This window comes from Micromonospora sp. DH14, from assembly GCF_029809455.1.
GTDB classification, from domain to species: Bacteria; Actinomycetota; Actinomycetes; order Mycobacteriales; family Micromonosporaceae; genus Micromonospora; species Micromonospora parva.
Genome location: NZ_JARVKT010000004.1, coordinates 66,777 through 91,386 on the forward strand (window position 1 = coordinate 66,777; position 24,610 = coordinate 91,386).

Below are 24,610 nucleotides of genomic sequence, written 5' to 3' on the forward strand. Positions count from 1 at the left end.
GGCGCCCGCCATGCGGCGAGCAGGCCACCCGGTAGCCACCGGTCGTACTTTGGGACGATCTGGAGTCGCACCACCGTTCGTACGATGGATCCCATGCACCCTCGCCTGCACGCGGTGTTGGCCGAGCCGCGTGTCTCACCCGCCCCGTCCCGGCTCTGGCGCGACTGGGCGGTGATCGCGGTCCTGACACCGGCGACGCTGGTGGAAGGCGCTCTCCGACCCGATCTGCCGTGGCGGGTGGGCTGCGTCGTCGTCGCGCTCGCGCTGCTGCCCACCATCCTCTGGCGACGGACCAGGCCGCTCGCGATGGTGGTGATCGCGTTCGGCGGCACGACTGTCGCCCCGTTCGTGCTCCCCGGCGATCCCTGCCAGCTGTTCACGGCGAGCTTCCTGGTCCTGCTGGTCTACGCGCTGTTGCGCTGGGGCTCCGGTCGCGATGCCGTGATCGGGTCGTTCTTCGTGGTGGCGAAGGTGACCGCCGCCGGCGTGGTCGGCTCGATCGACGGCGGGGAACTGGTCGCCGGCTTCGCGGTGATGTTCGCCGCCGCCACGCTGGGTGTCGCGATCCGCTTCCGGGCCGCCGCCCGGCTGCGCGAGCTCGACCGGGTGAAGCTGTTGGAACGGGAACGACTCGCCCGCGACCTGCACGACACGGTGGCCCACCACGTGTCGGCGATGGCGATCCGCGCCCAGGCCGGCATCGCCGTGTCGGCGAGCCAGCCACACGCCGCAGTCGAGGCGCTGCGCACCATCGAGGCCGAGGCGTCCCGTGCGCTCGCCGAGATGCGCGCGATGGTCCGCGTCCTGCGCCACGACCAGCCCGCCGACCGGGAGCCACACCCGCAGGTCGCCGACATCGGGCGGCTCGCCGGCCAGTTCCGCACCGGGCCGAGCGTCGAGGTGGATCTGCGCGGCGACCTCGACGACCTCGCGCCCGGTGTCGGCTCCGCGCTCTACCGCCTGGCCCAGGAGTCGGTCACCAACGCCCGTCGCCACGCCCGGCACGCCACCCGCATCGAGGTCAGCGTCGCGGCCGACGACACGTCGGTGCGGCTGCGGGTCAGCGACGACGGAGAGGCCGGGGCTGCCGGGCCGACCGGCTCCCCCGGTTTCGGCCTGACGGGCATGAAGGAACGCGCCGACCTGCTCGGCGGCACCTGCCAGGCCGGGCCCGATCCCGGCCGTGGCTGGACGGTCACGGCGGTGCTCCCGCGCCAGGGGGTCGGCGCGTGACGGTTCGCGTGCTCGTGGCGGACGACCAGGAGATCGTCCGCACCGGCCTCACCATCATCCTGAACACTCAGCCCGGCATCGAGGTCGTCGGCGGCGCGGGCGACGGCCGGCAGGCGGTCGAGCTCGCCCGGCGGCTGCGGCCCGACGTGTGCCTCTTCGACATTCGCATGCCCGGCATGGACGGCATCGAGGCCACCCGGGCGCTCGCCGGCCCAACGGTCGCGCAGCCGCTCGCGGTGGTCGTCATCACGACCTTCGACCTCGACGAGTACGTGTACGCGGCGCTGCGGGCCGGCGCCCGCGGCTTCCTGCTCAAGGAGGCCGGTCCCGAACTGCTCAGCCAGGCCGTGCACGCGGCGGCCAACGGGGACGCGCTGATCGCGCCGAGCGTCACCACCCGGCTGTTGAAGGCGTTCGCCGACGCGGACCCGGCCGCGCCGCGCCAGCAGCCCATCGACGCGCTCACCGACCGGGAGGAGCAGGTCCTGGTCGCCGTCGCGCGGGGACGCACCAACCAGGAGATCGCCGCGGAGCTGCACATCACGTTGAGCACCGTCAAGTCGCACGTGACCAGCCTGATGACCAAGCTGGGGGTGCGTAACCGGGTCGAGGTGGCGATGTGGGCGTACGAGACCAACCGCGGCCGGCGGCACCGGTGAGCGACGAAGGTACGACGGCGGTGTCCGACCATGGGCCGACCGGATCGCGGCCCATGTGCCGATGAGCGGGGCCGGGTGCGGCGTCCACCATCGGTGGCATGACGATGCGAGAGTGGCGGCTGCCGGCCGCGTTGATCCTGCTGGGCCTGATACCGATGCTCGCCGGAGCGGGACGGCTCACGGAGTTGGGCACCGGGCCGGAGGTCACCCCGGAGAACGCCCGCTTCGTCGCCGATCCGCTGCCGGTGGTGCTGCACATCGTCGGCGCGGTGGTCTACACGGTCCTGGGCGCGTTCCAGTTCGTACCCCGGCTGCGCCGCCACCGTTGGCACCGCCGTGCCGGTCGCGTGCTCGTGCCGTGCGGGCTGACTGTCGCGTTCAGCGGCATGTGGATGGCCGTCGGGTACGACCTGCCGGCCCACGACAACGACGTGCTCGCCGGCATGCGGCTCGTCTTCGGCTCGGTCATGGCCGGTGCGATCCTGCTCGGTCTCGCCGCCGTGCTCCGCCGGGACATCGACCGGCACCGCAGGTGGATGGTGCGCGCCTACGCGATCGGGTTGGGCGCCGGCACCCAGGCGTTCACCCACGCGCCGTACCTCATCGCGGTCGGTGAACAGCCCGACGGGAACCTCCGGGCCGGCCTGGTGGTCGCCGGCTGGCTGATCAACCTTGCGGTGGCCGAGTGGTATCTGCGGCGCCCGGCCCGGGCGGTCACCGCGCCGGCCCTCAAGCTGAGCTGAGCCCGTCGGCCGCCGATGACCGGCTCAGGCCACCACGGATGTCCTCCTCGATCCGCTTCGCGGCGGCCAGCAGCGGCGGGAGCAGCTCCCGGCGGATCATCTCGAAGGACCCCCGGGTGGCGTGCGCGGAGACGTTCACCGCCGCGATCACCGACCCGTTCTCGCCGTGGATCGGCGCGGCCACCGAGCGCAGCCCCTCCTCCAACTCCTGGTCGACGATCGCGTACCCCTGGGCGGCGATCTTCGTGAGGACGGCGCGCAGTTTCGCCGGGTCGGTGACGGTGCGCCGGGTCAGCGGGCGCAGCTGCGCCGTGGCGAGGTAGTCGTCGAGCCAGTCCGCCGGTTGCGCGGCGAGCAGCACCCGGCCCATGGAGGTGGCGTACGCGGGGAACCGGGTGCCGACGCTGATCCCCACCGTCATGATCCGTTTGGTGGGCACGCGGGCGACGTAGACCACCTCGTCGCCGTCGAGCACCGACACCGAGCAGGACTCGTGCACCCGCGCCACCAACGCCTCCATGTGCCGCTGGGCGACCTCGGGCAGGCTGAGGCTGGACAGGTACGCGAAGCCGAGTTCGAGGATCCGGGCCCGCAGCGAGAAGAGCCGGCCGTCGGTGTGCACGTAGCCCAGCTCGACCAGGGTGAGCAGGAACCGGCGCGCGGCGGCCCGGGTCAACCCGGTCCTTCTGGCCACCTCGCTGAGGGTGAGCTGCGGATGTTCGCCGTCGAACGCGCGGATCACCGCGAGGCCGCGCTCCAGCGACTGAACGAACTCCGGCGACCTGGTCGCCTCCTCGCTCACACTCACCCGGCCTCCTGCCGCAGGGTCTCCCGGGCCACTGTGAACGCCCGGTTCGCCGCCGGTACACCAGCGTAGACGCCGACCTGGAGCAGGACCTCCGCCACCTCCTGCGGGCTCAGGCCGTTGCGCAGCGCGGCCCGGACGTGCATCGCCAGCTCGTCGTCGTGGTGCAGGGTGGCGAGCACGGCGAGGGTGATGCAACTGCGGGTACGCCGGTCGAGACCGGGCCGGTTCCACACCTCTCCCCAGGCGTAGCGGGTGATGAAGTCCTGGAAGTCGGCGGTAAACTCGTCGGTGCCGGCGACCGCGCGGTCCACGTGCGCGTCGCCCAGCACCTGTCGACGTACCGTCATGCCCGCCTCGTGCCGCTCGCCGTCGTTCATCAGTCACCACGCTCCTCGTCGAAGTGTCGCAGCAGGAGTCGGCACACCTGCTCGGGTTGCTCGACGTTGGCCAGGTGCGCCGCCGCGTCGACCACGGCCAGCCGAGCCTGTGGAATGCGGCCGACGATCTCGCGGGCGTGCGACACCGGGGTGGCCGGGTCGTCCGCCCCGGCGATGACCAGCGTCGGCGCCGCGACCCGGCCGAGGTCGGGTCGGAGGTCCATCGCGGCGATCGCCTCGCAGCAGGCGGCGTACCCGTCCGGGGGCGTCGCGGTCAGCATGGCGCGGTGGGTGGCGACCACCTCCGGCCGGGCGGCGGCGAAGGCCGGGGTGAACCAGCGGGCCACCACCGCGTCGGCGATCGTCGGCAACCCGTCGTCCCGTACCGTCGCCGCCCGGTCCCGCCACTGCCCGGGTGGGCCGAGCGACGCCGACGTGCAGAGCAGCGCCAGCCGGCGAACCCGCTCGGGCGCGTACGTGGCGAGCCACATGCCCACCATGCCGCCGAGGGACAGCCCCGCGTAGTGGACCCACGGCACGTCGAGGTCGTCCAGCGTCCGCAGCAGCTCCCGGCCCAACAGGTCCAGGGTGTACGGCCCGGGCGGCACCGCCGAGCGCCCGTGGCCCAGGTGGTCGTACCGGATGACCCGGAACCGTCGGGCGAGCACCGGCACCTGGGGATCCCACATCGCGGCGGCGGTGCCGAGGGAGCTGCCGAGCAGCAGCACCGGGGCGACGGCCGGACCGTCGACGGTGAGATGCAGCCGGGCGGTCATCCGTCCGCTCCCCGAACGGCGACAAGGGCCCGGTCGACGAACCGCCCGGCCGAGCCGAGCCAGCGGTGCGGGTCGAGCGCCTCGGCTATCTCGGTGTCGGACAGGTGAGCGCGGACCTCGGGGTCGGCGAGCAGCGCGGCGCGGAACGAGGGTGCGGCGGCGGCACGGGTCACCAGGTCGTGCGCGGCCCGGCGACCGACGGCGGGCGTCAGTCGCGCGGCGACCGCCTCGGCGAGCAGGACGCCCCCTGTCGCGTCGAGGTTCGCCCGCATCCGCCGCGGATCGACCCGCAGCCCGACGAGCATCCGGGCGCACCGCGCGGCAGCGCCACCGGTCACGTGCAGCAGGTCGAGCAGTGGTTCCCACTCGGCGTGCCAGGCGCCGGCGGCCCGCTCGTGCTCCTGCACCGCCGCGGCGAACACGGTGGCGACGAGACCGGGACCGCGTCGTGTCGCGGCGGTGACGAGGACCGAGTCCACCGGGTTGCGCTTGTGCGGCATGGCCGAGGAGCCGCCCCGGCCGACGCCACCCTCGGCGACCTCGGCTATCTCGTTCTGGGCGAGCAGGCCGACGTCGAGCGCGACCTTGCCGGCGGCCACGAGGAGCCCTCCGAGGGCGGTGGCCAGGTCGAGCCAGGGCTGCCGGCGGGTGTGCCAGGGCAGCGGGCTCGGCGGGAGGCCCAGGTGCGCCGCGAACCGTTCGGCGACGTCGGCGCCGTCCGGGCCGTACGCGGCCAGGGTGCCGACCGCGCCACCGAGCTGCGCGGGCTGCGCCACGCCGGCCTGCCGCAGCCGGTCCCGGGCCTCGGCCAGACCGGTCAACCAGCCGGCGGCCCTGAGCCCGAACGTGGTGGGTGCCGCCTGCTGACCGAGGGTCCGGGCGACCATCACGGTGTCCCGGTGGACGTCGGCCAGCTGGGCGGCGGCGTCCACAGCGGTGTCGAGGTGACGCAGCAGCGGCCCGAGCGCCCGCACCGCCACCAGGGCCAGCGCGGTGTCCAGCACATCCTGGCTGGTCGCTCCGAAGTGCACCCAGGCCCGGTGGTGCTCCGGCACGGCGGCGGTCAGCTCACCCACCAGCGCGACGACCGGGTTGCCGGTGGCGTCGGCCGCCCTGCCGAGGGCCCCCGGGTCGTACCGCTCGGCGCGGCACCGCGCGGCGATCGCCTCGGCGGCCGGTGCGGGCATGATGCCGGCGTCCGCCACGGCCCGGGCCAGCGCGGCCTCCGCGTCGAGCATCGCCTGGAGCACCGCGGGGTCGCTGAGTTCCGCGTCGACGTCCGGGGTGCCGGAGAGGCCGCCGAGCAGCCCGTCAGACGGCGAAGAAGACGGTCTCATGCGCGCCCTGCAGGTGGATGTCGAACCGGAACCCGTCCGCCGCGGGTGTCGCCAGCAGGGTGTCACGGCGGTCGGCGTCGACGCCGCGCAGCACGGGGTCGACGGCATTCGCCGCCGGCTCGTCGGGGAAGTAGAGCCGGGTGACGAGGCGGTGCAGCAGCCCACGCCCGAAGACGGACAGGGTCAGGTGAGGGGCTTCGGTGCCGCCCTCCGGATCGGGCAGCGCCCCCGGCTTGACGGTCAACAACCGGTACCACCCCTGCCCGTCGGTCTCGCTGCGCCCGAATCCGCGGAAGCCGGCGAGCACTGGCGGCCGGGCCCCCCGGGGGTCGTCCGGGTGGTCGAACCGGCCGTCCGGGTCGGCCTGCCAGCTCTCCACCATCGCGTCCACCACCGGCATCCCGGTGCCGTCGACGATCCGACCCCTGATCCAGAACGCGCCAGGCGTGCCCTCGGGTACGACGTACGGGCCGTCGGGCCAGCGCAGGCCGATGTGCAGGTACGGCCCGACGGTCTGCGCGGGCATGACACCCAGCTTCTCACTCATCGTCGTCCTCGTCCTCGAAGGGGGTGCTCTCCCGGCCCCGCAGCACGATGTCGAACTCGTACGCCAGCGCCCACTCCGGTGTCGTGGTGGCGTGGTCGTACCGGGCGACCATCCGTTCCCGGGCCTTCGGGTCGCGGACCGAGTTGAAGATCGGGTCCTGGAAGAAGAGCGGGTCGCCCGGGAAGTACATCTGCGTCACCAGCCGTTGGGTGAACGCGCGGCCGAAGAGGGAGAAGTGGATGTGCGCCGGCCGCCAGGCGTTGTCGTGGTTACGCCAGGGGTACGCGCCGGGCTGCACGGTGATGAACCGGTACCGCCCCTGGTCGTCGGTGAGCGCCCGACCCACCCCCGTGAAGTGGGGGTCGAGCGGGGCCGGCCAGGTGTCGCGGGCGTCGCGGTAGCGTCCGGCGGCGTTGGCCTGCCAGATCTCGACGAGCGTGCGGGGTACCGGTCGACCGTCACCGTCGCGGACCCGGCCGTGCACGATGATCCGCTGTCCCTGCGGTTCACCGTCGTGCTGGCGGGTCAGGTCGTGGTCGAGCGCGCCGAGCCGCCCCTCCCCCAGCAACGGCCCGGTGATCTCGGTGAGCAGCTGCGGCAGGTGGATCAGTGGGTGTTTCGGCGCCCGCGCCACTGTCGACCGGTAGCCGGGACTGAGCAGCGGCGGGTGGGCGTCGACGTCGTCGCGTCGGTACCGCGGCAGCACCAGGCCGCCGCCCGCCCGGGTGTCCTGAGTGGTCATTGTCGTCTCCCGTCGGACTTCGTCGCTTCCAGCGCCCGCAGCACCGCGAGTTCGCGGGCCGTCGGTGGCGCACTGGTGGCCGGTTCCTCGGCGACGGCGAGGTCCCAGCCGGTGGCCGCCCGTGCCTGCTCCCGCGTCACGCCGGGGTGCAGGTGGGTCAGGGTGAGCTCGCGGGTGACCGGGTCGGGTTCGAGCACGCCGAGGTCGGTGATCACCACGCGGGGACCGCCGCCGCGCAGGCCGAGCCGTTCCCGGTCGCCCGGGCCCGTCCCGTACCCGACCGAGGTGACGAAGTCGACCCGTTCGGTGAACGTCCGCAGGTCCTGCCGGACGATCACCACGACCTCGCCGCAGGAGGCGGCGATCTCCGGGGCGCCACCGGCTCCGGGCAGCCGGACCTTCGGGGTGTCGTAGTCACCGCCGACGACAGTGGTGTTGATGTTGCCGTACCGGTCGAGCTGCGCGGCGCCGAGGAAACCCACGTCGATCCGGCCGGGCTGGAGCCAGTAGTTGAACACCTCCGGCACCGACACCACCGCGTCAGCGGTGTCGGCGAGGACCCCGTCTCCGATGGAGAGCGGAAGCCGGTCCGGCTTCGCGCCGAGGCACCCGGACTCGTAGATGAGGACCAGGTTCGGGGCGTGCGTCGCCCGGGCGAGATTCGCCGCCGTGCTGGGCAGCCCGATCCCGACGAAGCAGGCGGTGCCGTCGCGCAGTTGCCGCGCGGCGGCGACGGTCATCATCTCGTCCGCGGTCCAGTCCGCCATCGCGTTCCCCTCGCTCGCTGCGCTGACTCATGCCGCCGCGCCGGCCCTGTGCACGTGCTCGTCCAGCCAGGCGCGGAAGGTGTCGCGGTGTCGGCTGACGGCGTCCCAGTCCCGGTAGAAGTCGTTGTCGCGCACCGAGTAGCCGTGGGCGTACGAGGGGTGTGCGCCGCCGGGCACCTCGGCCACCGCGGTGACCGCCCAGCCGGGCAGGACGACCTGCCCGGGTACGGGTTCCCACTCGTCCACGATCTCCTCGACGGTGACCAGTGACCGGTGGGCGGCGAGCACCGCCTCCTTCTGCACCCCGGTGATGCCCCACATCTGCACGTTGCCGTTGCGGTCCGCACGCTGGGCGTGCACCACTGTCACGTCGGGACGCAGGGCAGGGACGGCGGTGAGCGTCTCGCCGGTGAACGGGCAGGTGATGGGCCGGATGTTGGTGGTGTGCCGGGGCAGGTCGGTGCCGGTGTAGCCGCGCAGGACGGCGAACGGCAGCCCGGACGCCCCGGCGACGTACCGGTTCGCCATCCCCGCGTGGCTGTGTTCCTCCAGTTCGAGTGGGCGCGGCCAGGCGTGCTGCACGGCGTCGCGGAAGCGGTGCAGCGACCCGACACCCGGGTTGCCGCCCCAGGAGAAGACCAGGCGGCGGGCGCAGCCGGCGCCGATGAGCTGGTCGTAGATGACGTCGGGGGTCATCCGCACGAGGGTCAGGTCCCGCCGCCCCTGACGGATGATCTCGTGACCGGCGGCGAACGGAATGAGGTGGGTGAACCCTTCCAGGGCCACCACGTCACCGTCGTGGACCAGGTGCGCCACGCCCTCGGCCAGCGAGACGAGCTTCGCCATGGGCCTCCCGCCTCCCGCGACAACAGTGCTGTCCGCTGTTCGCTATGCGGACTGCCGTGCTCATCTCGAACGTACGACGGGGAATGGCGTCCGTCAACGACAGGTTCACCGGGCCCGGCCAGTGACGTCCACAGTGCTCGGCGCTCACCGTCGACGATGCGTTGACGCGGGACCGACCACGTGCCAACGTTCTTACAGAGAACGCCCGTTCGGTCAGCGAACACCTCTGGGCCCCTGGGTGAACGTCACCCCTCACCACCCCACCGGCCCCACGCTCCGAGGAGGACCGCCATGACACTGCTGGACGCCATGACCTGGCAGGGCACGCTGCACAGCGACGGCTGGATGGAACCGGCCGGCGGCACGGCGCCCGTGCGGTCCCCCGCCACCGGCGAGGAGATCGCCCAGGTCGGCGTGGCGAACGCCGAGGATGTGACGCGCGCCTGCGCCCGCGCCGCCGCCGCCCAGCACGCCTGGGCCGCCACCGGATACGCCGAACGGGCCGCGGTGCTGCGCCGGGCCGGGCACCTGTTCGAGCGGCACGCCGCCGAGATCGGCGACTGGATCGTGCGGGAGGCCGGGTCCATCGCTCCGAAGGCCGGCGTGGAGACCGACACCGCGGCGCAGGAGTGCTACGAGGCGGCGGCGCTGGCCTCGCACCCGCTCGGCGAGATCATTCCGAGCGCCCAACCGCGACTCAGCCTGGCTCGCCGGTTGCCCGTCGGCGTCGTCGGAGTCATCGCGCCGTTCAACTTCCCGCTCATCCTGGCCACCCGTTCCGTCGCCCCGGCCCTGGCGCTGGGCAACGCGGTGGTGCTCAAGCCCGATCCGCGCACGGCGGTCTGCGGTGGCATCTCGATCGCCCGGGTCTTCGAGGAGGCCGGCCTGCCCGACGGGCTGCTGCACGTCCTGCCCGGCGGGGTCGACGTCGGCGAGGCGCTGGTGGCCGACCCGAACGTGCGGGTGATCAGCTTCACCGGCTCGACAGCGGCCGGTCGCATGGTCGGCGAGGCGGCGGCACGCCACCTCAAACGCGCCCACCTCGAACTCGGCGGCAACTCGGCGCTGATCGTGCTCGACGACGCCGACCTGGACCTCGCGGTCTCCGCCGGGGCCTGGGGGTCGTTCCTGCACCAGGGGCAGATCTGCATGACCACCGGCCGGCACCTGGTGCACGAGAGCCTGTCCGAACGGTACGTCGAGCGGCTGGCGGAGAAGGCGAACCACCTGCCCGTCGGCGACCCGGCGAAGGAGCAGGTGGCGCTCGGACCGATCATCGACGAGCGCCAGCGCGACAAGATCCACGCACTGGTCACGGCGAGCGTCGACGCGGGCGCCCGGCTGGCGGCCGGGGGCACGTACGAGGGGCTGTTCTACCGGCCGACGGTGCTCACCGACGTCACCCCCGCGACCCCGGCGTACGCCCAGGAGGTCTTCGGCCCGGTCGCGCCGGTGATCACGTTCACCGACCAGGACGAGGCGGTGGAGTTGGCCCGGCAGACCGAGTACGGCCTGTCACTGGGCATCCTGAGCCGCGACGTGATGAAGGCGATGGCGCTCGCCGACCGGATCCCCAGCGGAATCGTGCACATCAACGACCAGACGGTGAGCGACGAGGCGGTGGCGCCGTTCGGTGGGGTGGGAGCGTCCGGCACCGGCTCGCGGTTCGGCGGGCCGGCGGCGAACGTCGAGGCGTTCACCGAGACCCAGTGGCTCACCGTGCGGGGCACCATCACGCGGTACCCGTTCTGACACCGGAGGAGAGGAGCATGCCGGAGATGCGTACCCAGGTCGGCATCGTCGGCGCGGGACCGGCGGGGTTGATGCTGTCGCACCTGCTGCACCTGCGCGGCATCGATTCCGTGGTGCTGGAGAGCCGCAGCCGCGACCACGTCGAGCACCGGCTCCGGGCCGGAGTGCTCGAACAGGGCTCTGTCGACCTGCTCTGTCGCAGCGGTGTGGGTGAACGGCTGCGCCGGGAGGGACTGCGCCACGAGGGCATCGAGCTGCGCTTCGCCGGGGAGTCGCACCGGGTGCCGATGGCGGACCTGACCGGGCGGGCGATCACCGTCTACGGGCAGCAGGAGGTGGTCAAGGACCTGATCGCCGCCCGGCTCGCGGCCGGTGGCTCGATTCTCTTCGAGGCCGAGGCGGTACGTCTGGACGGTCTCGACTCGGACTCACCGGTGGTCCACTTTCGACGCGACGGGCGCGACGAGGAGCTGCGCTGCGACTTCGTGGCCGGCTGCGACGGGTTCCACGGGGTGAGCCGGGGCGCGGTGCCCGAGGGGGTGCTGACCACCTACGAGCGGGCGTACCCCTTCGCCTGGTTGGGTGTCCTCGCCGCCGCGCCGCCAGCCGTGGACGAGCTCATCTACGCCAACCACGAGCGGGGTTTCGCCCTCTACAGCATGCGCTCCCCCGAGATCTCTCGGCTGTATCTTCAGGTCGCACCGGACGAGGACATCGCCGCGTGGCCGGACGAGCGGATCTGGGCGGAGCTGCGGACCCGGTTGGAGACGGTGCCGGGGTGGTCACTCAACGAGGGGCCGATCCTGGAGAAGTCCATCACGCCGATGCGCAGCTTCGTGGTCGAGCCGATGCGGTGGGAGCGGCTGTTCCTGGCCGGGGACGCCGTCCACATCGTCCCACCGACCGGCGCCAAGGGAATGAACCTGGCTCTCGCCGACGTCGCGCTGCTCGGTGACGCGTTTGCCGCGTGGTACGACGAGGGCCGCACCGATCTGCTGGACGGCTACTCGGCCACGGCGTTGCGCCGGGTCTGGCGGGCCCAGCACTTCTCCTGGTGGATGACCTCCATGCTGCACCGGCTGGAGCGCGACGACCCGTACGAGTCGAAGTTGCAGATCGCCACGCTGAGGTATGTCACCACCTCCGAGGCGTACGCCAGGAGCCTGTCGGAGAACTACGTGGGCCTGCCCGAGGTGTGAGCGGGAGCCGGCGCGACGTCGCGATGTTCAACTTATCCATGACGGGCGTCAGAAATTCTTGACTTTCAATGCCGGCGTGACTGACCATGGCCACCACAGCGGCGTGCGCCCCCACGCAGCGGTAGTTCACCTGCAGATCCGAGGCATCCGCCGACTTCCGACGCACCCACCACCCCCGCCCAGGAAGGGCCTCGTCAATGAAGAAGGTCATGGCTCTCGGGCTGATCGCCGCTACCGCGATCGCCCTCACCGGATGTACCGACTCCGACGCGTCCACACCGTCCGATCAGGATTCCGGCGATCTGCGCCCGGTCCGGGTCGCGGCGCTGCCCATCACCGAGACCGCCGCGCTGTGGGGCGGCATCAAGGCGGGCCTCTTCGCCGAACGCGGCCTCCAGGTCGAGGTGCTGCCCGCCCAGGGCGGCGCGCAGGCCATTCCCGCGCTCATGAACGGCGACATCGACTTCGCGATCGGCCAGCCGTTCGGCCCGTTCCGGGCCGACCTGCGCGATCTCGGTGTCGTCATCATCGGCAACTACGCCTCCTCGTACGCCGACGGCGACGACATCAACGCCGTGGTGGCCTCGGCGAAGTCCGGCATCAAGCGGCCGGCCGACCTCGCCGGCAAGCGGGTCTCGGTCAACAGCCTGGGCGCCGCCGGCGACGTGACGATCATGGCGGCGGTCGAGAAGGACGGCGGCGATCCGTCGACGATCAAGTTCGTCGAGGTCGCGTTCCCGGACGCCCCGGCCCAACTCGAGTCCGGAAACATCGACGCCGCCTGGGTGCCGGAGCCGTTCGTCACGCAGCTCAAGGGCCGCGGCGACACCTTCGTCGTCGCGCCCTACCAGGCGGTGGTGCCCGGCCTGACCACGCTCACCACCATCACCACCAAGGAACGCACCGAGAAGGACGCCAAGCTGGTCGAGGACTTCACGGCGGCGATGAAGAAGACGCTGGAGTGGGCCAAGGACCCCGCCAACGAGGCGGCGCTGCGGCAGGCCATCAAGGACAACCTGGAGCTGCCGCCACCGGTGGCCGACTCGGTGCGGCTGCCGGCGTTCGGTTGGGACATCGACCGGCAGAGCCTGCAGACGCTCGCCGAACTCGCGCTGAAGTACAAGGTGCTCGACAAGCAACCCAACCTCGACCGTCTCATCCAGCAGCAGTAGCCGGCGCGATCCCGCCCTCCCCGGCCCCGGTGCGGGGAGGGCCTCACCGCCCCGCGTGACGACGGGAGTGACATGCGCGTTCCCTCCACCCGACGACTGCGCGCGTTGCGCAGGGCGACGCTGGGCGTCGTCGGCCTGACCGGCTTCCTCCTCATCTGGCAGCTGATCCCGACGCTGGGCCTGATCAACCCGCTGTACCTGCCGTACGTGACGGACGTGCTGGCGCGGCTGTTCGAGCAGCTCGTCGACCTCGCGTTCTGGCGGCGGCTGGGCAGCACCATGACGTCCTGGGCGATCGGCCTGACGGTGGCGACCATCGCCGCCGTCGTCCTCGGCACCGTCGTCGGGCTGGTGCCCTTCCTGCGGCGCGCGACCCACACGATGGTCGAGTTCCTGCGGCCGATCCCGTCGGTCGCCCTCATCCCGCTCGCCGTGCTGATGTTCGGCATCCAGCGGCAGGCAGCCCTCGTCATCATCATCTACGCGTCGTTCTGGCAGGTGTTCGTGCAGGTGATCTACGGTGTCGCCGACGTCGACGCGGTGGCCCGCGACACCGCCCGCAGTTTCGGCCTGACCCGGCGGGAGCAACTGTCGCACCTGGTCCTGCCGACCACCCTGCCGTACCTCATGACCGGGCTGCGGCTCGCGGCGGCGGTCGCGCTCATCCTCGCCATCACCGCGGAGATGGTGATCGGCAACCCCGGCCTCGGCCGCATGATCGAACTGTCCCGGTCCGCCGGCGACGCCCCCGGCCTGTACGCGCTGGTCGTGGTCACCGGCCTGCTCGGGCTCACGGTGAACATCGTCTTCCGGTTCGTCGAGCGTCGGGTGCTGTCGTGGCACCAGTCGGTACGAGGAGAGGAGCCGCTGTGACCGCGTACACCGGGCGGATCGCCGCCACGCGGCGTGGTCGGACGGTCGGGTCCCGGATCGCGGCGGGCCTCGCCTACCCGTTGGGGCTGCCGATTCTGCTCCTGGTGCTCTGGGGTGTGGTGGCGACGAGGGCGACGAGCACGTTCTTCCCCGACCCGCTGACGATCGCCGAGGCCTTCCGGCAGACCTGGGTCGGGCCGGCGTTCGTCGAGGACGTGCTGCCGAGCCTCGCCCGCCTCGGCCTCGGCATCGCCGCGTCGATCGTGCTCGGCATCGCCGCCGGCACCGTCATCGGCCTGACCCACTGGTTGCGGGACCTCCTCGAACCGTTGCTGGAGTTCCTCCGGGCCATCCCGCCACCGGTGCTGATCCCGGTGGCCATGCTCCTGCTCGGGATCACGGACACCATGAAGGTGGTCGTGATCGTCTCCGGCGCGATGTGGCCGATCCTGTTGAACACCATCGAGGGTGTCCGGGGCACTGACAGCGTCATGAAGGAGACCGCGAGGTCGTTCCAGGTCTCCTGGTGGGAGCGGCTCTGGTTCCTGGTGCTCCCGGCCGCCAGTCCACGGATCATGGCCGGGGTCCGCCAGGCCCTCTCCGTGGCGCTGATCCTGATGGTCATCTCCGAGATGTTCGCCTCGTCGTCCGGCCTCGGCTACCGGATCGCCTACTTCCAGCGCAACTACCTGATCGCCGAGATGTGGAGCGGCATCCTCCTGCTCGGTCTCGTCGGCGTCTTCCTCGCCGTCGCTTTCGGTCTCGTCGAACGGCGCGTGCTGCGCTGGTACCACGGAATCAGGGAGGTCAACCGTGTCTGACCGGCGCACCCTGCTGCGGGTGGAGCACCTGCGGAAGGTCTACGAGTCCGCGACCGGCGACGTCGAGGCGATCGGGGACATCAGCTTCACGATGGACGCCGGCGAGCTCATCTGCGTCGTCGGGCCGTCCGGGTGCGGCAAGACCACCCTGCTCAAGTGCCTCGCCGGCCTGCTGCGGCCCACCAGCGGCGTGGTCGAGATGGACGGCGCACCGGTGACCGGCCCCAGCCCGGCGATGGCCGTCGTGTTCCAGGAGTACGGCCGCAGCCTCTACCCCTGGCTCACCGTGCGCGGCAACGTCGAGCTTCCGTTGCGGCACAAGAAGCTGACCCGCGCGGCCCGGAGCAAGCTGGTCGTCGACGCCCTGGAGGCGGTGGGCCTCGCGCACGCCGCACGCAGCCACCCGTGGCAGCTCTCCGGGGGGATGCAACAGCGGGTGGCGATCGCGCGGGCGATCGCCTACCAGCCCGACGTCCTGATCATGGATGAACCGTTCGCCGCGGTGGACGCGCAGACCCGGGCCGACCTGGAGGACCTGGTGCGGGAGCTGCACGCGAGCCGCAACATCTCCGTTGTCTTCGTCACCCACGACATCGACGAGTCGGTGTATCTCGGTCAGCGGGTTCTAGTATTGTCCACGTCGCCGACCTGGGTCCAGGAGGACCTCGCGATCGACCTGCCGCCGGAGCGCGATCAGATCACGACCCGCGCCCTGCCCCGTTTCACGGAGCTGCGGACGCACGTCTACGACCAGATCCAGCGGGCCAAGCGCGGGCAGGCGGTGGCCCCGCGATCCGCGCCGTGACCGACGGCCAGGTCAACGAGTTCGCCGAAGGGAAGGGCTGTGGGTAGTCGTCAGCCGAAGCAGTTGTTGCTCGCCTTCTTCGGCGAGCATGTCGTCGACGGTGACACCGGGCCGATCCGGGCGAGCGTCCTGATCACCGTGCTGGAGGGTGCGGACGTGGCCGCGCCGGCCACCCGCGCGACCCTCGACCGGCTCGTGCACAGCGGCATCCTCGCCCGCAGCCGCAGCGGCCGGGAGACGCTGTTCTCGCTGACCGAACACGGCGCGGCGGTGTTGCGCGAGGCGAAGGACCGCGTTCGCGGCCCCCGGCCGTTCGACCCGCAGGGCAGCGGCTGGACCCTGGTCACCTTCTCGATTCCGGAGGGCCAGCGGATGCTGCGCCACCGGCTGCGTTCCACCCTCACCTGGGAGGGCTTCGCGCCGATCCGCGACGGGCTCTGGCTCGCGCCCGGCGAGGTCGACCTCGCCGGGTCGTTGGAGCCGCTGCGCCAGGACCTCGCACCCAACACCGTGATCGCCTTCCACGCCCGCGAACTCGCCGGGTTCCCGATCGGCGAGAGCGTACGCGCGGCGTGGGACATCGAGGCGATCCGGCGCGCCCACCTCGCCTTCATCGACGTGTGGGACGACCCGTCCGCGGCGACGCTGGCGCCGAGCGCCCTCACCGTACGGACGATGCTGGTGGCGGACTGGCTTGCGCTGCTGCGCGCCGACCCCCGGCTGCCGGCCGAGTTCATGGACGCGCAGTGGCCCGCCACCAGATCGGTGGAGACCTACCGCCGGATGCACGAGAAGCTGGCCGGGGCGTCCGCCGCGGAGTTCGCCGACCTCGTCGCGGCCCGGCCCGCGGCTAGGCGCCGAATCGGGCCCGCAGATCGGCCTTCCGCACCTTCCCCGACGCCGTCCGCGGCAGCTCGTCCACGATGACGACGTTCTTCGGCAGCTTGTAGCGCGCGATCCTGCCGTCGAGGTGGGCCCGGATGGTGGCGGTGTCCACCGACGCGCCCTCCCGTACTGTCACTATCGCCCACGGCACCTCCCCCCAACGCTCGTCCGGTACGCCGATGACCGCCGCCGAGGTCACCCCGTCGACCTCGGTGAGCAGCTGCTCGAGTTCGAGCGGGTAGATGTTCTCGCCGCCCGAAATGATCATGTCCTTGAGGCGGCCGGTGATGTAGAGGTAGCCGTCGGCGTCGAGGTGGCCGAGGTCGCCGGAGCGGAACCACCCGTCGGCGGTGAACGCCTCGGCGGTCGCCTCCGCGAGCCCGTGGTAGCCGGGGAAGACGTTGGGTCCGGCGACCTCGATCTCACCGACGACGCCGGTGGGCACCACCGCACCGGCCGCGTCGGTGATCCGTACGTCGGTGAAGAAGTGCGGCAGGCCGACACTGCCCTGTTTGACGCGGGTCATCGCCGGCGGCAGCGCGGTGGCCCCCGGCGCGGCCTCGGTCATGCCGTAACCCTGCGAGAACGACAGACCCCGCGCCTCGTACGCGTTGAGGATCCGGGCCGGCACCGCCGAACCTCCGCAGGTGAGCTTCGTCAGCGTCGACAGGTCGGTCGACGCCCAGGCGGGGTGGTCGGCCATCAGCTGGTAGGTGGTCGGTACGCCGCTGAGCATGGTGACGCCGTACCGCTCGATCTGCGCGAGCGCGCGCCCCGGCTCGAAGCCCTTCTCGATGACCATCGTGGCGCCCTTCAGGATCACCGGCAGGGCGCCCATCCCGAGCGAGGCGACGTGGAACAGCGGCGAGATCATGAGCGCGACGTCGGTGGAGACGACGTCGTAGTCGACCACGCAGTTGAGCGCCACCCAGGTGAGGTTGCCGTGGGTCAGCACCGCGCCCTTGGCCCGGCCGGTCGTGCCGGAGGTGTAGACGATCGCCGCCGGATCGTCGTGGGTGGTGTCGGCGTGGTCGGTGAAGCCGGTGGACTCCCGGGTCAGGTGGGCCAGCCCGGGTCGGTCCGCGGTGCCGTCGCCGTTGACGATGACGTACGGGGTCCGGGCGGCCGACACGGCGGCGGCCACCGGCACCGCGAAGTCCGGGTCGTGGATCAGCACCCGCGCGCCGCAGTCGGCGAGGACGTAGGCGACCTCGGGGGCGGCGAGCCGGGTGTTGATCGGCACGAAGACGGCACCGACCTGGGCCGCCGCGAACATCACCTGGAGCAGTTCGGGACTGTTCTCGCCCAGGTAGGCGACGGGGTCACCCTTGCCGACGCCCCGCTCCCGCAGCACCGCCGAGATCCGGTCCGTGGCGTCGGCGAACTGTCCGTAGGTCAACGGCGACCGGTCGTAAATGATCGCGATCTGGTCCGGGGACTTGAGCCGACGCCTGGCCACCCAGGCGCCGATTCCGTGCTGCTGCATCATCTTCTCCCGGGGGTGGAGGTGGTGTGCTCGCCCGGCCCGACGGTCGCCCCCGGGCTCAGGCGTAGAAGCGGTACAGCCCTCGCGCGACGACCGCCGGCTTGCTCCCGCCCGCGATCTCGATCGTCTGGTCGACGGTGAGCTGGTAACCGCCGGGAACCTCGGCCACCGAGGCGACGGTGGCCCGCATGCGCACCCGCGCCCCGACCACCACCGGCGCGGGGAAACGCACCTTGTCGAGGCCGTAGTTCACCTTCGTGGTCACGCCCTTGACTTCGAGCAACTCGGTCCAGAAGGGCACGGCCAGGGAGAGGGTGAGGAAGCCGTGCGCGATCGGCGCACCGAACGGGCCGGTCTTCGCCCGTTCCGGGTCGACGTGGATCCACTGGTGGTCGTCGGTGGCGTCGGCGAAGAGGTCCACCTGGTCCTGGGTGACGGTGCGGTAGCCGGTGTGACCGAGGTCGGTGCCGGCGAGGTCGCCGAGCCGGTCGTAGGTAATGGTCGTCGTCATGGCGTTTCCTCTCGTCGTCACCGGGCGGCAAGGCCCAGCAGTCGGGCCGCGTTGTCCTTCAGGATGCCCGGGAGCACGTCCGGCTTGAGGTCGGTGCTCTGCACGTCGCGCAGCCACCGGTCGGGGGTGAGCATCGGGTAGTCGGTGCCGAAGAGCACCCGTCGCTTCAGCACCGAGTTGGCGTAGCGCACCAACTCGGCCGGGAAGTACTTCGGGCTCCAGCCGGACAGGTCGATCCAGGTGTTGTGCTTGTGCGTGGCCACCGACAACGCCTCGTCCTGCCAGGGCACCGACGGGTGCGCCATGATGATCTGCAGGTGGGGGAAGTCGGCGGCGATCGGGTCGAGCAGCATCGGGTTCGACAGGCCGAGCCGCAGACCGTGGCCGCCCGGCGTACCCGCGCCGATGCCGGTCTGTCCGGTGTGGAAGAGCGCCGGGACACCGGCCCGCTCCAGCAGATCCCACAGTGGGGCGTACTCGTCGTGGCTGGGGTCGAAGCCCTGCACGGTGGGGTGGAACTTGAAGCCGCGGACGCCCTCCTCCCGGATCAGCCGGTCGGCGAGCTCGACCGCCGCTCCCCCGGTGCGCGGGTCGACCGACCCGAACGGGATGAGCACGTCGGCGTGCTCGGCCGCCGCGCGGGCGATGGCGGTGCTCGACAGCGGCTGGTGCTTCAGTTGGGTACGCGCGTCCACTGTGAAGACGACGGCCACCATCCGCCGCTCGCGGTAGTACCGTGCCACCGCGTCGACCGCGGGCCGTGGGCCGTCCGTCCTGAAGTACGCCGACGCCGCCGCCACGAGCGGCTCGGGCAGTGAGGTGTGCCCGTGGTCGTCGACCTCGATGTGCACGTGCATGTCGATCGCCGTGACGTCGTCGAGGTCGATCGCGGACTGGTACATCGGGCCACCCTCCGGGGCTGTTCGGGGCGGTCAGGACGTCGGGGTCTCGAACTCCTCGGGGAGTTTCGGGAAGCGTTCACCGACGCTCTGCGCGGCACCGGCGAAGGTCGTCGGCCAGGCCTGCACGAGCGCGTCGTACGTCCAGCCGCCCTCGCGGTGCGCGGTCAGCGCGGCCTCGGGGTGGGTCCAGATCTGCAGGCGGTCGCCGCCGATCCCGATCACCTGCCCGGTCACCGAGGCCGCCGCGTCGGAGCCGAGGAACGCGACGAGCCCGGCCGCGTCGTCCGCCGTGCCGAACCCCAGCTCGTGCCGGAAGAACGCGGGCATCGGCTCGCCGTTCGCCTCGGCCCGCACCGCCGCGGCGAAGTAGGGGACGGTGGCGGTCATCGTTGTCGCGGCGACCGGTACGACGGTGTTGGCGGTGATGCCGGCCCGCTGGAGTTCGAGCGCCCAGGTACGGACCATGCCGACGATGCCCGCCTTGGCGGCGGCGTAGTTGGTCTGGCCGAAGGTGCCCCGCTGCCCGGTGGGTGACCCGACGCAGATGATCCGCCCGCCCTCGCCGGCCTGCCGCATGTGCCGCACCGCCTCACGCACGGTGGTGAACGTGCCGCGCAGGTGCACGTTGATGACGGTGTCGAAGTCGTCGTCGCTCATCTTCCACAGCACCGTGTCGCGCAGCACGCCGGCGTTGGTGACGAGGATGTCCAGCCGCCCGAAGTGCTCGACGGCCGTGCTGACGAGTTCCTTCGCGGTCTCGGTCGGGCCGACCGGTGCGACCACCGCGACGGCCCGGCCGCCGGACGCCTCGATCGCCGCCACGGCGTCGGCGGTGGCCTCGGCGTCGACGTCGTTGACCACGACCGAGGCGCCGCGGCGGGCCAACTCCTGCGCGTAGGCGAGGCCGAGACCCCGCCCGGCGCCGGTGACGATGGCGACTTTGCCGTCCAGTGCCATGAGGTGCTCCCTTTCGTCGATGCCGATCCGCGCACGAAGGTGGGGAGGAACACGCGCACCGGCAACGTAATGCAGAATTTGACCGGGCGTCAACGATTTGCAGTCTGTCTACATCAGACGGCAGGGCCGGTGGAGTTGTTCAGCGCCCGGGAGACCACCCGACCGGCGGCCTGCACCAGCGGGGCCAGCGCCACCGGGTCGGCCCGGTCGTGGGCGACCACCAGCGAGATCGCCGCCACCACACCCTCCGGTACGCGGATCGGCGCGGCCACCGAGAGGGCGTCCATGGTGACCTGACGGTCGCTGACCGCGTACCCGGCCCGGCGCACCTCGGCGAGGCAGCGGCGCAGCCGCCGAGGGTCGGTGATGGTCAGTTCGGTGTACCGCTCCAGCGGCGCGGCCAGCACCTGCTCCTGCACCTCGGCGGGCGCGTGGGCGAGCAGGACCAGCCCGACCCCGGTGGCGTGCAACGCGAAGCGACCCCCCACCCGGGTGAGCACGGGCACCGCGTGCCGCCCGGCGATCCGTTCGATGAAGACGAGTTCGAGGCCCTGCCGCACGGCCAGCTGGACGTTCTCGTGGGTCACCTCGTACAGGTCCTCCATCACCGGCAGGGCCAGCTCCCGCAGCCCCAGGCCCCGCGGAGCGAGCGAACCCACCTCCCACAGCCGCAGACCGATCCGGTACCGGCCGTCGTCGCCGCGCTCCAGCGCCCCCCACGCGACCAGCTCCGCGGCCCGCCGGTACACGGTGGGCAGTGGCATCCCGGTGCGCCGCGCCAACTCGCTCAGGGTCAACGCCGGGGTGGCCGGGCTGAACGCGTCGAGCAGCGCCAGCACCTTGCTCGTCACCGACCGCCCCGGCTCTGCGCGCACCCCGTCATCATCCCCGCCCACGCCGGGCGCTCACAGCTCCAGCACGAGTCGGGGCGTACGGGCCCGGGACACGCAGATCATCATGGTGTCGCCGGCGGCCCGCTCCTGCGCGGTGAGCAGGCTGTCGCGATGCTCCGGCACGCCGGCGAGCACCGGGGTCTCGCAGGTACCGCAGGTGCCCTCCCGGCAGGACGAGAGGACCTGCACGCCGGCCTCCTCCACCGCCCGCAGGATCGGCGTGCCCGGCGGCACCGTCACCGTCCGCCCGGAGAGCGTGAGTTCGACCTCGATCGTGGTGTCCGGCGCGCCGGCGTCGCCCCGCGCGGTGAACCGCTCGACGTGCAGGCAGCCGGGAGGCCAACCGCGGCACAGCTCCTCCACCGCCGTGATCAGTGGTTCCGGCCCGCAGCAGTAGACGAGCCCGGTACCGGGCCGGCCCAGCAACCCGGCCAGGTCGAGCAACCCGGTCTCGTCCTGCGGGTGCAGGCTCACCCGGTCGCCGTACTTCTCCCGCAGGGTGGTGGCGAAGGCCATGGTGGCGCGGGTACGTCCCCCGTACACCAGCCGCCAGTCCGCGCCCGCGGCGTCGGCGGCGGCGACCATCGGCGCGAAGGGGGTGATGCCGATGCCACCGGCGACGAAGAGGTACCGCCGCGCCGGGACCAGCGGGAAGGTGTTGCGGGGTCCGCTCACCCGGACGGTCGCGCCGACGGTGAGCCGCTCGTGCACCAGCCGGGAGCCGCCGCGTCCGGCCGGTTCGCGCCGCACCGCGATCCGCAGCGCGGACCGGTCCGCCGGATCGCCACAGAGGGAGTACTGACGGGCCAGTCCGCCGCCCAACTCCAGGTCGATGTGCGCGCCAGGCGTCCACTCGGGAAGCTCACCACCGTCGGCGCGACACAGACGCAGCGCCACCACGTCGGCGGCCACCTGATCGCGTCCGGCGACCACCAGCTCCACCCCGTTCAGCGCGTCCACTGTCACCCGCGCATCGCCAGCCGCCTCGGCGGGCCGGGCACCGGCACGGCCGCACCCTGGTGGCCCTGTGGGTGGGCGAGCAGCCACTCCCACAACTCGACCGGTTCCTCGGCGAGGCGCTCGGCACCACAGTGGCAGATCCCGCGCAGGGTGTCGGTGCCGGGCACCCAGTGGATCCGGTAGACCCGCTCCCCGGTGAGCGTGCCGGCCCGGGACGTCACCGCGCCGCTCCCACCGTCCCCGACCCGACCATCCGGGCCAGCAGCCGCCGGGCGGCCAGGCCACCGGTGTCGATGTTGATGCTCAACTCCTGGTACCGGTCCGGCTCGGTCACGAGCACCTGCTCCAGGATGTTGAGCGCGGTCACGTCCTGCATGACCACCGTGTGGTTGCTGTGGTGCAGGTACTCACTGACCGACTCGTCGTCGATGGCGAAGTCGCGCGCCACCGCCCAGAAGTCATAGGTGGTGTGCTCCGTCGACGGGGTGATGGCGTACACGATCTCGGCGTGGAACGCCTCGCTGTCCTCGCCCTCGGCGGGCGGATAGACACCCTGCGGCGCGATGCGACTGTGCAGGAGGTAGAGGCAGGGCGGGTGGTATTCGATGTCCTGCCACCGGGTGATCCGGCCCTGGATCCCGGTCGAGCGCGCGTAGAACGGCGGGCACTCGGCGTCGTCCATGTGCCGGCTGACGTAGACGATCCCCCGGTCCTCGTCCACCTCGGTGGTGATCGGGGTGTTCGCCACCTCCGGCGTGCCGATGTAACCGCCGTGCAGGTAGGTCTCGTGGGACAGGTCCAGGAGGTTGTCCACCAGCAGGCTGTACCGCGCGTTCAGCGGCGCCATGCCCCGCACCACCGCGTAGCGCGGGTCGGCGAGCCAGGGTGCGCGGGGAATCGCGGCCGGGTCGGCCCGGTCCAGGTCGCCGATCCAGACCCAGATGAAGGAGTCCTGTTCCACCACCGGGAACGAGACCACCCGCGCGGTGCGGGGGATGCGCTGTTGACCGGGTACGAAGACACACGCGCCGCTCGGGTCGTAGGTGAAGCCGTGGTAGCCGCAGACGATGGTGTCGCCGTCGAGCCGGCTCTCCGAGAGCGGGAAGCGCCGGTGCACGCACCGGTCGGCGAGCGCCACCGCCTTCCCGGCGCCGGTGCGGTACAGCACCAACGGCTCACCGAGCACCGTGCGGGCGAGCAGGCTGCGCCCCACCTCACTGCCGTAGGCCGCCACATACCACTGGTTACGCGCGAATGCCATGCGACCGGACCTCCATGCCGACGGACGTCGATGGAGCCGGATCGTCCCGTGTGACGTCCCCGCCGGGGAACCGGAGCTTTCACTGAATGAAAGACGTCCCGTACGGGATGGTGTGGCTGCCGTGCCGGCGGCGCGGCAGCCACACCGGGCGTCACCTGTTCTGCTTCTCCTGGCACGGCACGCAGAAGCGGGCGTGCGGGAGAATCTCGAGCCGCTCGGCCGGGATGCTCCGGTGGCACCTCTGGCAGGCGCCGTAGGTGCCGTCACTGATGCGGCTCAGCGCACCGGTGATCTGCTCGATGGTCTGACGGGTGGCGGCCAGCAGCGCGGCCTGGTTGTGGGCCTCGCCCGGGTCGCCGGTGTCGGCGTTGAGCTCGGTCAGTTCCCGCAGCCGGGCCGTCTGGGTGGCGAAGTCGTCCGCCAGGGACGCTCGCATGTCGGCGAGCCAACTCTGGTCGATGGTGCGACGATGATCGACGCTCATGCTCTGCCCTTTCAAAGGGAAATGGACGGGGAAAACAAAAAGGGCCGAAGCTTGGATAGCTTCGCCCTGGCGGTCGTTCTGGGTGTGCAACGACTGCGCGGGTGGGCCTCGGCCGGTTCGCACCGGGCTCGACATCCTGTCGGCGAGCGCGGCGTGCGGCGCGCGGACAACCGGCACCCGCATGTCGGCCTTGCGGCGTGTGACCGTCGGCACGCGGACAGCACCGCTCACCGCCACCATGGTGGCGGCGGGCGAGCGGAAGGTCACCGACGGCATGCCCCCACCATAGATTGGTGTTTGCGGTAAAGCCAACGTTCGTGGCGATGCCCCACAGCGGCCACGAATGCCCCTTTCGCCGCAGGGCCGTTGGCCGGACCCGACGGACGGCGGTCGATCTTGCGGTGAGGTGGAGCCGCCCGCGACCTGACGCGGGAGTTGGCTACTCGAACCGCTCCAGGGCCTGGCGGACGGTCTCGTCCGAGACGTTCTCGCCTTCGATCGTGGTGGTGCTCCGCTGCTCCCCGTCACCGCCGGCCACCACCGTCGTCACCGTGATCGAGCGCCGCTTGTCCCGGCTCAACCACAGGTGGAACACGCGGACCGCGGCGGCGAGCACAGCGGGCCCGGTCAGCGTCACGACCAGGTCGCCCCACTGCCCCTTGGTACCGGGCGTTCCGGCGGGCACCTCCTGGGCGGCCGCCCGCAATACGGCGGCACTGCGCAGGTCGGCGTCGAACTCCGCCAATGCGGCGGAAACAGCGGAATGATGGCTGGGAAGCCCCGCGACGTCGAACGTCACCCGCACCGTTGCCAC

Annotated in this window: 28 protein-coding genes; 10 read left to right on the top strand and 18 right to left on the bottom strand. The window is 71.9% G+C overall.

The window, feature by feature from the left end:
- Nucleotides 1–93: 93 nt before the first annotated feature.
- The 3 genes from QCZ28_RS07735 (at nucleotide 94) to QCZ28_RS07745 (ending at nucleotide 2,635) form a co-directional block, all read left to right on the top strand.
- A complete protein-coding gene (locus QCZ28_RS07735; RefSeq protein ID WP_279515914.1) occupies nucleotides 94–1,233 on the top strand; it encodes a sensor histidine kinase in 1,140 nt (379 codons plus the stop codon).
- Entirely contained in the window at nucleotides 1,230–1,892 is a 663-nt protein-coding gene (locus QCZ28_RS07740; protein WP_279515915.1) for a response regulator transcription factor, read from the top strand. Before QCZ28_RS07735 ends, QCZ28_RS07740 begins: the two co-directional genes overlap by 4 nt.
- A 98-nt stretch (nucleotides 1,893–1,990) precedes the next feature.
- Entirely contained in the window at nucleotides 1,991–2,635 is a 645-nt protein-coding gene (locus QCZ28_RS07745) for a DUF2306 domain-containing protein (RefSeq protein ID WP_279515916.1), read from the top strand.
- Here the strand turns inward: QCZ28_RS07745 and QCZ28_RS07750 are convergent.
- From QCZ28_RS07750 to QCZ28_RS07785, 8 genes are read right to left on the bottom strand one after another with little or no spacing between them, the layout of a single operon-like run.
- A complete protein-coding gene (locus QCZ28_RS07750) occupies nucleotides 2,622–3,443 on the bottom strand; it encodes an IclR family transcriptional regulator (RefSeq protein ID WP_279515917.1) in 822 nt (273 codons plus the stop codon). The genes QCZ28_RS07745 and QCZ28_RS07750 overlap by 14 nt on opposite strands.
- Nucleotides 3,440–3,820, bottom strand: a complete 381-nt coding sequence (gene pcaC / locus QCZ28_RS07755; RefSeq protein ID WP_279515918.1) for a 4-carboxymuconolactone decarboxylase — start codon at nucleotides 3,818–3,820, stop codon at nucleotides 3,440–3,442. Before pcaC ends, QCZ28_RS07750 begins: the two co-directional genes overlap by 4 nt.
- The gene (gene pcaD / locus QCZ28_RS07760) at nucleotides 3,820–4,596 is read right to left on the bottom strand and encodes a 3-oxoadipate enol-lactonase (protein ID WP_279515919.1); all 777 of its coding nucleotides are present in this window, start codon (nucleotides 4,594–4,596) and stop codon (nucleotides 3,820–3,822) included. The genes pcaC and pcaD overlap by 1 nt, the downstream gene beginning before the upstream one ends.
- Nucleotides 4,593–5,933 (bottom strand): 3-carboxy-cis,cis-muconate cycloisomerase, encoded by a 1,341-nt coding sequence (pcaB, locus tag QCZ28_RS07765; protein WP_279515920.1) that lies wholly within the window; start codon nucleotides 5,931–5,933, stop codon nucleotides 4,593–4,595. The genes pcaD and pcaB overlap by 4 nt, the downstream gene beginning before the upstream one ends.
- On the bottom strand, nucleotides 5,908–6,480 hold the full coding sequence (pcaG, locus tag QCZ28_RS07770; RefSeq protein ID WP_279515921.1) for a protocatechuate 3,4-dioxygenase subunit alpha: 573 nt from the start codon (nucleotides 6,478–6,480) through the stop codon (nucleotides 5,908–5,910). Before pcaG ends, pcaB begins: the two co-directional genes overlap by 26 nt.
- Nucleotides 6,473–7,222, bottom strand: a complete 750-nt coding sequence (pcaH, locus tag QCZ28_RS07775) for a protocatechuate 3,4-dioxygenase subunit beta (RefSeq protein WP_279515922.1) — start codon at nucleotides 7,220–7,222, stop codon at nucleotides 6,473–6,475. The genes pcaG and pcaH overlap by 8 nt, the downstream gene beginning before the upstream one ends.
- Nucleotides 7,219–7,989 carry a CoA-transferase gene (locus QCZ28_RS07780; protein WP_279515923.1) on the bottom strand — a complete coding sequence of 257 codons (771 nt, stop codon included), beginning with the start codon at nucleotides 7,987–7,989 and terminating at the stop codon, nucleotides 7,219–7,221. Before QCZ28_RS07780 ends, pcaH begins: the two co-directional genes overlap by 4 nt.
- A gap of 27 nt (nucleotides 7,990–8,016) precedes the next feature.
- Nucleotides 8,017–8,835, bottom strand: coding sequence for a CoA transferase subunit A (locus QCZ28_RS07785; protein ID WP_279515924.1), 819 nt, complete (start codon nucleotides 8,833–8,835; stop codon nucleotides 8,017–8,019).
- 291 nt (nucleotides 8,836–9,126) lie between these two features.
- Between QCZ28_RS07785 and QCZ28_RS07790 the strand changes: the two genes are divergently transcribed.
- The 7 genes from QCZ28_RS07790 to QCZ28_RS07820 all read left to right on the top strand — a co-directional run bounded on the left by QCZ28_RS07790 (nucleotide 9,127) and on the right by QCZ28_RS07820 (nucleotide 16,384).
- The gene (locus QCZ28_RS07790) at nucleotides 9,127–10,587 is read left to right on the top strand and encodes a benzaldehyde dehydrogenase (RefSeq protein WP_279515925.1); all 1,461 of its coding nucleotides are present in this window, start codon (nucleotides 9,127–9,129) and stop codon (nucleotides 10,585–10,587) included.
- A gap of 17 nt (nucleotides 10,588–10,604) precedes the next feature.
- Nucleotides 10,605–11,786, top strand: coding sequence for a 4-hydroxybenzoate 3-monooxygenase (gene pobA, locus QCZ28_RS07795; protein ID WP_279515926.1), 1,182 nt, complete (start codon nucleotides 10,605–10,607; stop codon nucleotides 11,784–11,786).
- 197 nt (nucleotides 11,787–11,983) lie between these two features.
- Nucleotides 11,984–12,958 (top strand): ABC transporter substrate-binding protein, encoded by a 975-nt coding sequence (locus QCZ28_RS07800; RefSeq protein WP_279515927.1) that lies wholly within the window; start codon nucleotides 11,984–11,986, stop codon nucleotides 12,956–12,958.
- A gap of 72 nt (nucleotides 12,959–13,030) precedes the next feature.
- Nucleotides 13,031–13,831 carry an ABC transporter permease gene (locus QCZ28_RS07805; protein WP_279515928.1) on the top strand — a complete coding sequence of 267 codons (801 nt, stop codon included), beginning with the start codon at nucleotides 13,031–13,033 and terminating at the stop codon, nucleotides 13,829–13,831.
- The gene (locus QCZ28_RS07810) at nucleotides 13,828–14,652 is read left to right on the top strand and encodes an ABC transporter permease (RefSeq protein WP_279515929.1); all 825 of its coding nucleotides are present in this window, start codon (nucleotides 13,828–13,830) and stop codon (nucleotides 14,650–14,652) included. The genes QCZ28_RS07805 and QCZ28_RS07810 overlap by 4 nt, the downstream gene beginning before the upstream one ends.
- Complete coding sequence (locus tag QCZ28_RS07815; protein WP_279515930.1) at nucleotides 14,645–15,457, top strand: ABC transporter ATP-binding protein; 813 nt, start codon at nucleotides 14,645–14,647, stop codon at nucleotides 15,455–15,457. The genes QCZ28_RS07810 and QCZ28_RS07815 overlap by 8 nt, the downstream gene beginning before the upstream one ends.
- 39 nt (nucleotides 15,458–15,496) lie before the next feature.
- Nucleotides 15,497–16,384, top strand: a complete 888-nt coding sequence (locus QCZ28_RS07820) for a PaaX family transcriptional regulator C-terminal domain-containing protein (protein ID WP_279515931.1) — start codon at nucleotides 15,497–15,499, stop codon at nucleotides 16,382–16,384.
- Here the strand turns inward: QCZ28_RS07820 and QCZ28_RS07825 are convergent.
- The 10 genes from QCZ28_RS07825 to QCZ28_RS07870 all read right to left on the bottom strand — a co-directional run bounded on the left by QCZ28_RS07825 (nucleotide 16,308) and on the right by QCZ28_RS07870 (nucleotide 24,610).
- A complete protein-coding gene (locus QCZ28_RS07825) occupies nucleotides 16,308–17,828 on the bottom strand; it encodes a long-chain fatty acid--CoA ligase (RefSeq protein WP_279515932.1) in 1,521 nt (506 codons plus the stop codon). The genes QCZ28_RS07820 and QCZ28_RS07825 overlap by 77 nt on opposite strands.
- Nucleotides 17,829–17,886: 58 nt before the next feature.
- A complete protein-coding gene (locus QCZ28_RS07830) occupies nucleotides 17,887–18,339 on the bottom strand; it encodes a MaoC family dehydratase (RefSeq protein WP_279515933.1) in 453 nt (150 codons plus the stop codon).
- 17 nt (nucleotides 18,340–18,356) lie between these two features.
- Nucleotides 18,357–19,241, bottom strand: coding sequence for an amidohydrolase family protein (locus QCZ28_RS07835; RefSeq protein WP_279515934.1), 885 nt, complete (start codon nucleotides 19,239–19,241; stop codon nucleotides 18,357–18,359).
- A 30-nt stretch (nucleotides 19,242–19,271) separates the two neighbouring features.
- Entirely contained in the window at nucleotides 19,272–20,198 is a 927-nt protein-coding gene (locus tag QCZ28_RS07840) for an SDR family NAD(P)-dependent oxidoreductase (RefSeq protein ID WP_279515935.1), read from the bottom strand.
- A gap of 113 nt (nucleotides 20,199–20,311) precedes the next feature.
- A complete protein-coding gene (locus QCZ28_RS07845; RefSeq protein ID WP_279515936.1) occupies nucleotides 20,312–21,073 on the bottom strand; it encodes an IclR family transcriptional regulator in 762 nt (253 codons plus the stop codon).
- Nucleotides 21,074–21,103: 30 nt separating this feature from the next.
- A complete protein-coding gene (locus tag QCZ28_RS07850; RefSeq protein ID WP_347815093.1) occupies nucleotides 21,104–22,057 on the bottom strand; it encodes a PDR/VanB family oxidoreductase in 954 nt (317 codons plus the stop codon).
- Nucleotides 22,054–22,272, bottom strand: a complete 219-nt coding sequence (locus QCZ28_RS07855) for a hypothetical protein (protein ID WP_279515937.1) — start codon at nucleotides 22,270–22,272, stop codon at nucleotides 22,054–22,056. The genes QCZ28_RS07850 and QCZ28_RS07855 overlap by 4 nt, the downstream gene beginning before the upstream one ends.
- Nucleotides 22,269–23,312, bottom strand: a complete 1,044-nt coding sequence (locus QCZ28_RS07860; protein WP_279515938.1) for an aromatic ring-hydroxylating dioxygenase subunit alpha — start codon at nucleotides 23,310–23,312, stop codon at nucleotides 22,269–22,271. The genes QCZ28_RS07855 and QCZ28_RS07860 overlap by 4 nt, the downstream gene beginning before the upstream one ends.
- A gap of 151 nt (nucleotides 23,313–23,463) precedes the next feature.
- Nucleotides 23,464–24,072 carry a TraR/DksA C4-type zinc finger protein gene (locus QCZ28_RS07865; RefSeq protein ID WP_279515939.1) on the bottom strand — a complete coding sequence of 203 codons (609 nt, stop codon included), beginning with the start codon at nucleotides 24,070–24,072 and terminating at the stop codon, nucleotides 23,464–23,466.
- A gap of 163 nt (nucleotides 24,073–24,235) precedes the next feature.
- A complete protein-coding gene (locus QCZ28_RS07870; protein ID WP_279515940.1) occupies nucleotides 24,236–24,610 on the bottom strand; it encodes a hypothetical protein in 375 nt (124 codons plus the stop codon).

Excerpts from the sequence above, each read along its gene's own strand:
- QCZ28_RS07735 (WP_279515914.1), top strand. The coding sequence starts at position 94 with ATGCACCCTCGCCTGCACGCGGTGTTGGCCGAGCCGCGTGTCTCACCC.
- QCZ28_RS07745 (WP_279515916.1), top strand. The coding sequence starts at position 1,991 with ATGACGATGCGAGAGTGGCGGCTGCCGGCCGCGTTGATCCTGCTGGGC.
- pcaC (WP_279515918.1), bottom strand. The coding sequence starts at position 3,820 with ATGAACGACGGCGAGCGGCACGAGGCGGGCATGACGGTACGTCGACAG.
- pcaD (WP_279515919.1), bottom strand. The coding sequence starts at position 4,596 with ATGACCGCCCGGCTGCATCTCACCGTCGACGGTCCGGCCGTCGCCCCG.
- pcaB (WP_279515920.1), bottom strand. The coding sequence starts at position 5,933 with ATGAGACCGTCTTCTTCGCCGTCTGACGGGCTGCTCGGCGGCCTCTCC.
- pcaG (WP_279515921.1), bottom strand. The coding sequence starts at position 6,480 with ATGAGTGAGAAGCTGGGTGTCATGCCCGCGCAGACCGTCGGGCCGTAC.
- pcaH (WP_279515922.1), bottom strand. The coding sequence starts at position 7,222 with ATGACCACTCAGGACACCCGGGCGGGCGGCGGCCTGGTGCTGCCGCGG.
- QCZ28_RS07780 (WP_279515923.1), bottom strand. The coding sequence starts at position 7,989 with ATGGCGGACTGGACCGCGGACGAGATGATGACCGTCGCCGCCGCGCGG.
- QCZ28_RS07785 (WP_279515924.1), bottom strand. The coding sequence starts at position 8,835 with ATGGCGAAGCTCGTCTCGCTGGCCGAGGGCGTGGCGCACCTGGTCCAC.
- QCZ28_RS07790 (WP_279515925.1), top strand. The coding sequence starts at position 9,127 with ATGACACTGCTGGACGCCATGACCTGGCAGGGCACGCTGCACAGCGAC.
- pobA (WP_279515926.1), top strand. The coding sequence starts at position 10,605 with ATGCCGGAGATGCGTACCCAGGTCGGCATCGTCGGCGCGGGACCGGCG.
- QCZ28_RS07800 (WP_279515927.1), top strand. The coding sequence starts at position 11,984 with ATGAAGAAGGTCATGGCTCTCGGGCTGATCGCCGCTACCGCGATCGCC.
- QCZ28_RS07805 (WP_279515928.1), top strand. The coding sequence starts at position 13,031 with ATGCGCGTTCCCTCCACCCGACGACTGCGCGCGTTGCGCAGGGCGACG.
- QCZ28_RS07825 (WP_279515932.1), bottom strand. The coding sequence starts at position 17,828 with ATGCAGCAGCACGGAATCGGCGCCTGGGTGGCCAGGCGTCGGCTCAAG.
- QCZ28_RS07830 (WP_279515933.1), bottom strand. The coding sequence starts at position 18,339 with ATGACGACGACCATTACCTACGACCGGCTCGGCGACCTCGCCGGCACC.
- QCZ28_RS07835 (WP_279515934.1), bottom strand. The coding sequence starts at position 19,241 with ATGTACCAGTCCGCGATCGACCTCGACGACGTCACGGCGATCGACATG.
- QCZ28_RS07840 (WP_279515935.1), bottom strand. The coding sequence starts at position 20,198 with ATGGCACTGGACGGCAAAGTCGCCATCGTCACCGGCGCCGGGCGGGGT.
- QCZ28_RS07860 (WP_279515938.1), bottom strand. The coding sequence starts at position 23,312 with ATGGCATTCGCGCGTAACCAGTGGTATGTGGCGGCCTACGGCAGTGAG.
- QCZ28_RS07865 (WP_279515939.1), bottom strand. The coding sequence starts at position 24,072 with ATGCCGTCGGTGACCTTCCGCTCGCCCGCCGCCACCATGGTGGCGGTG.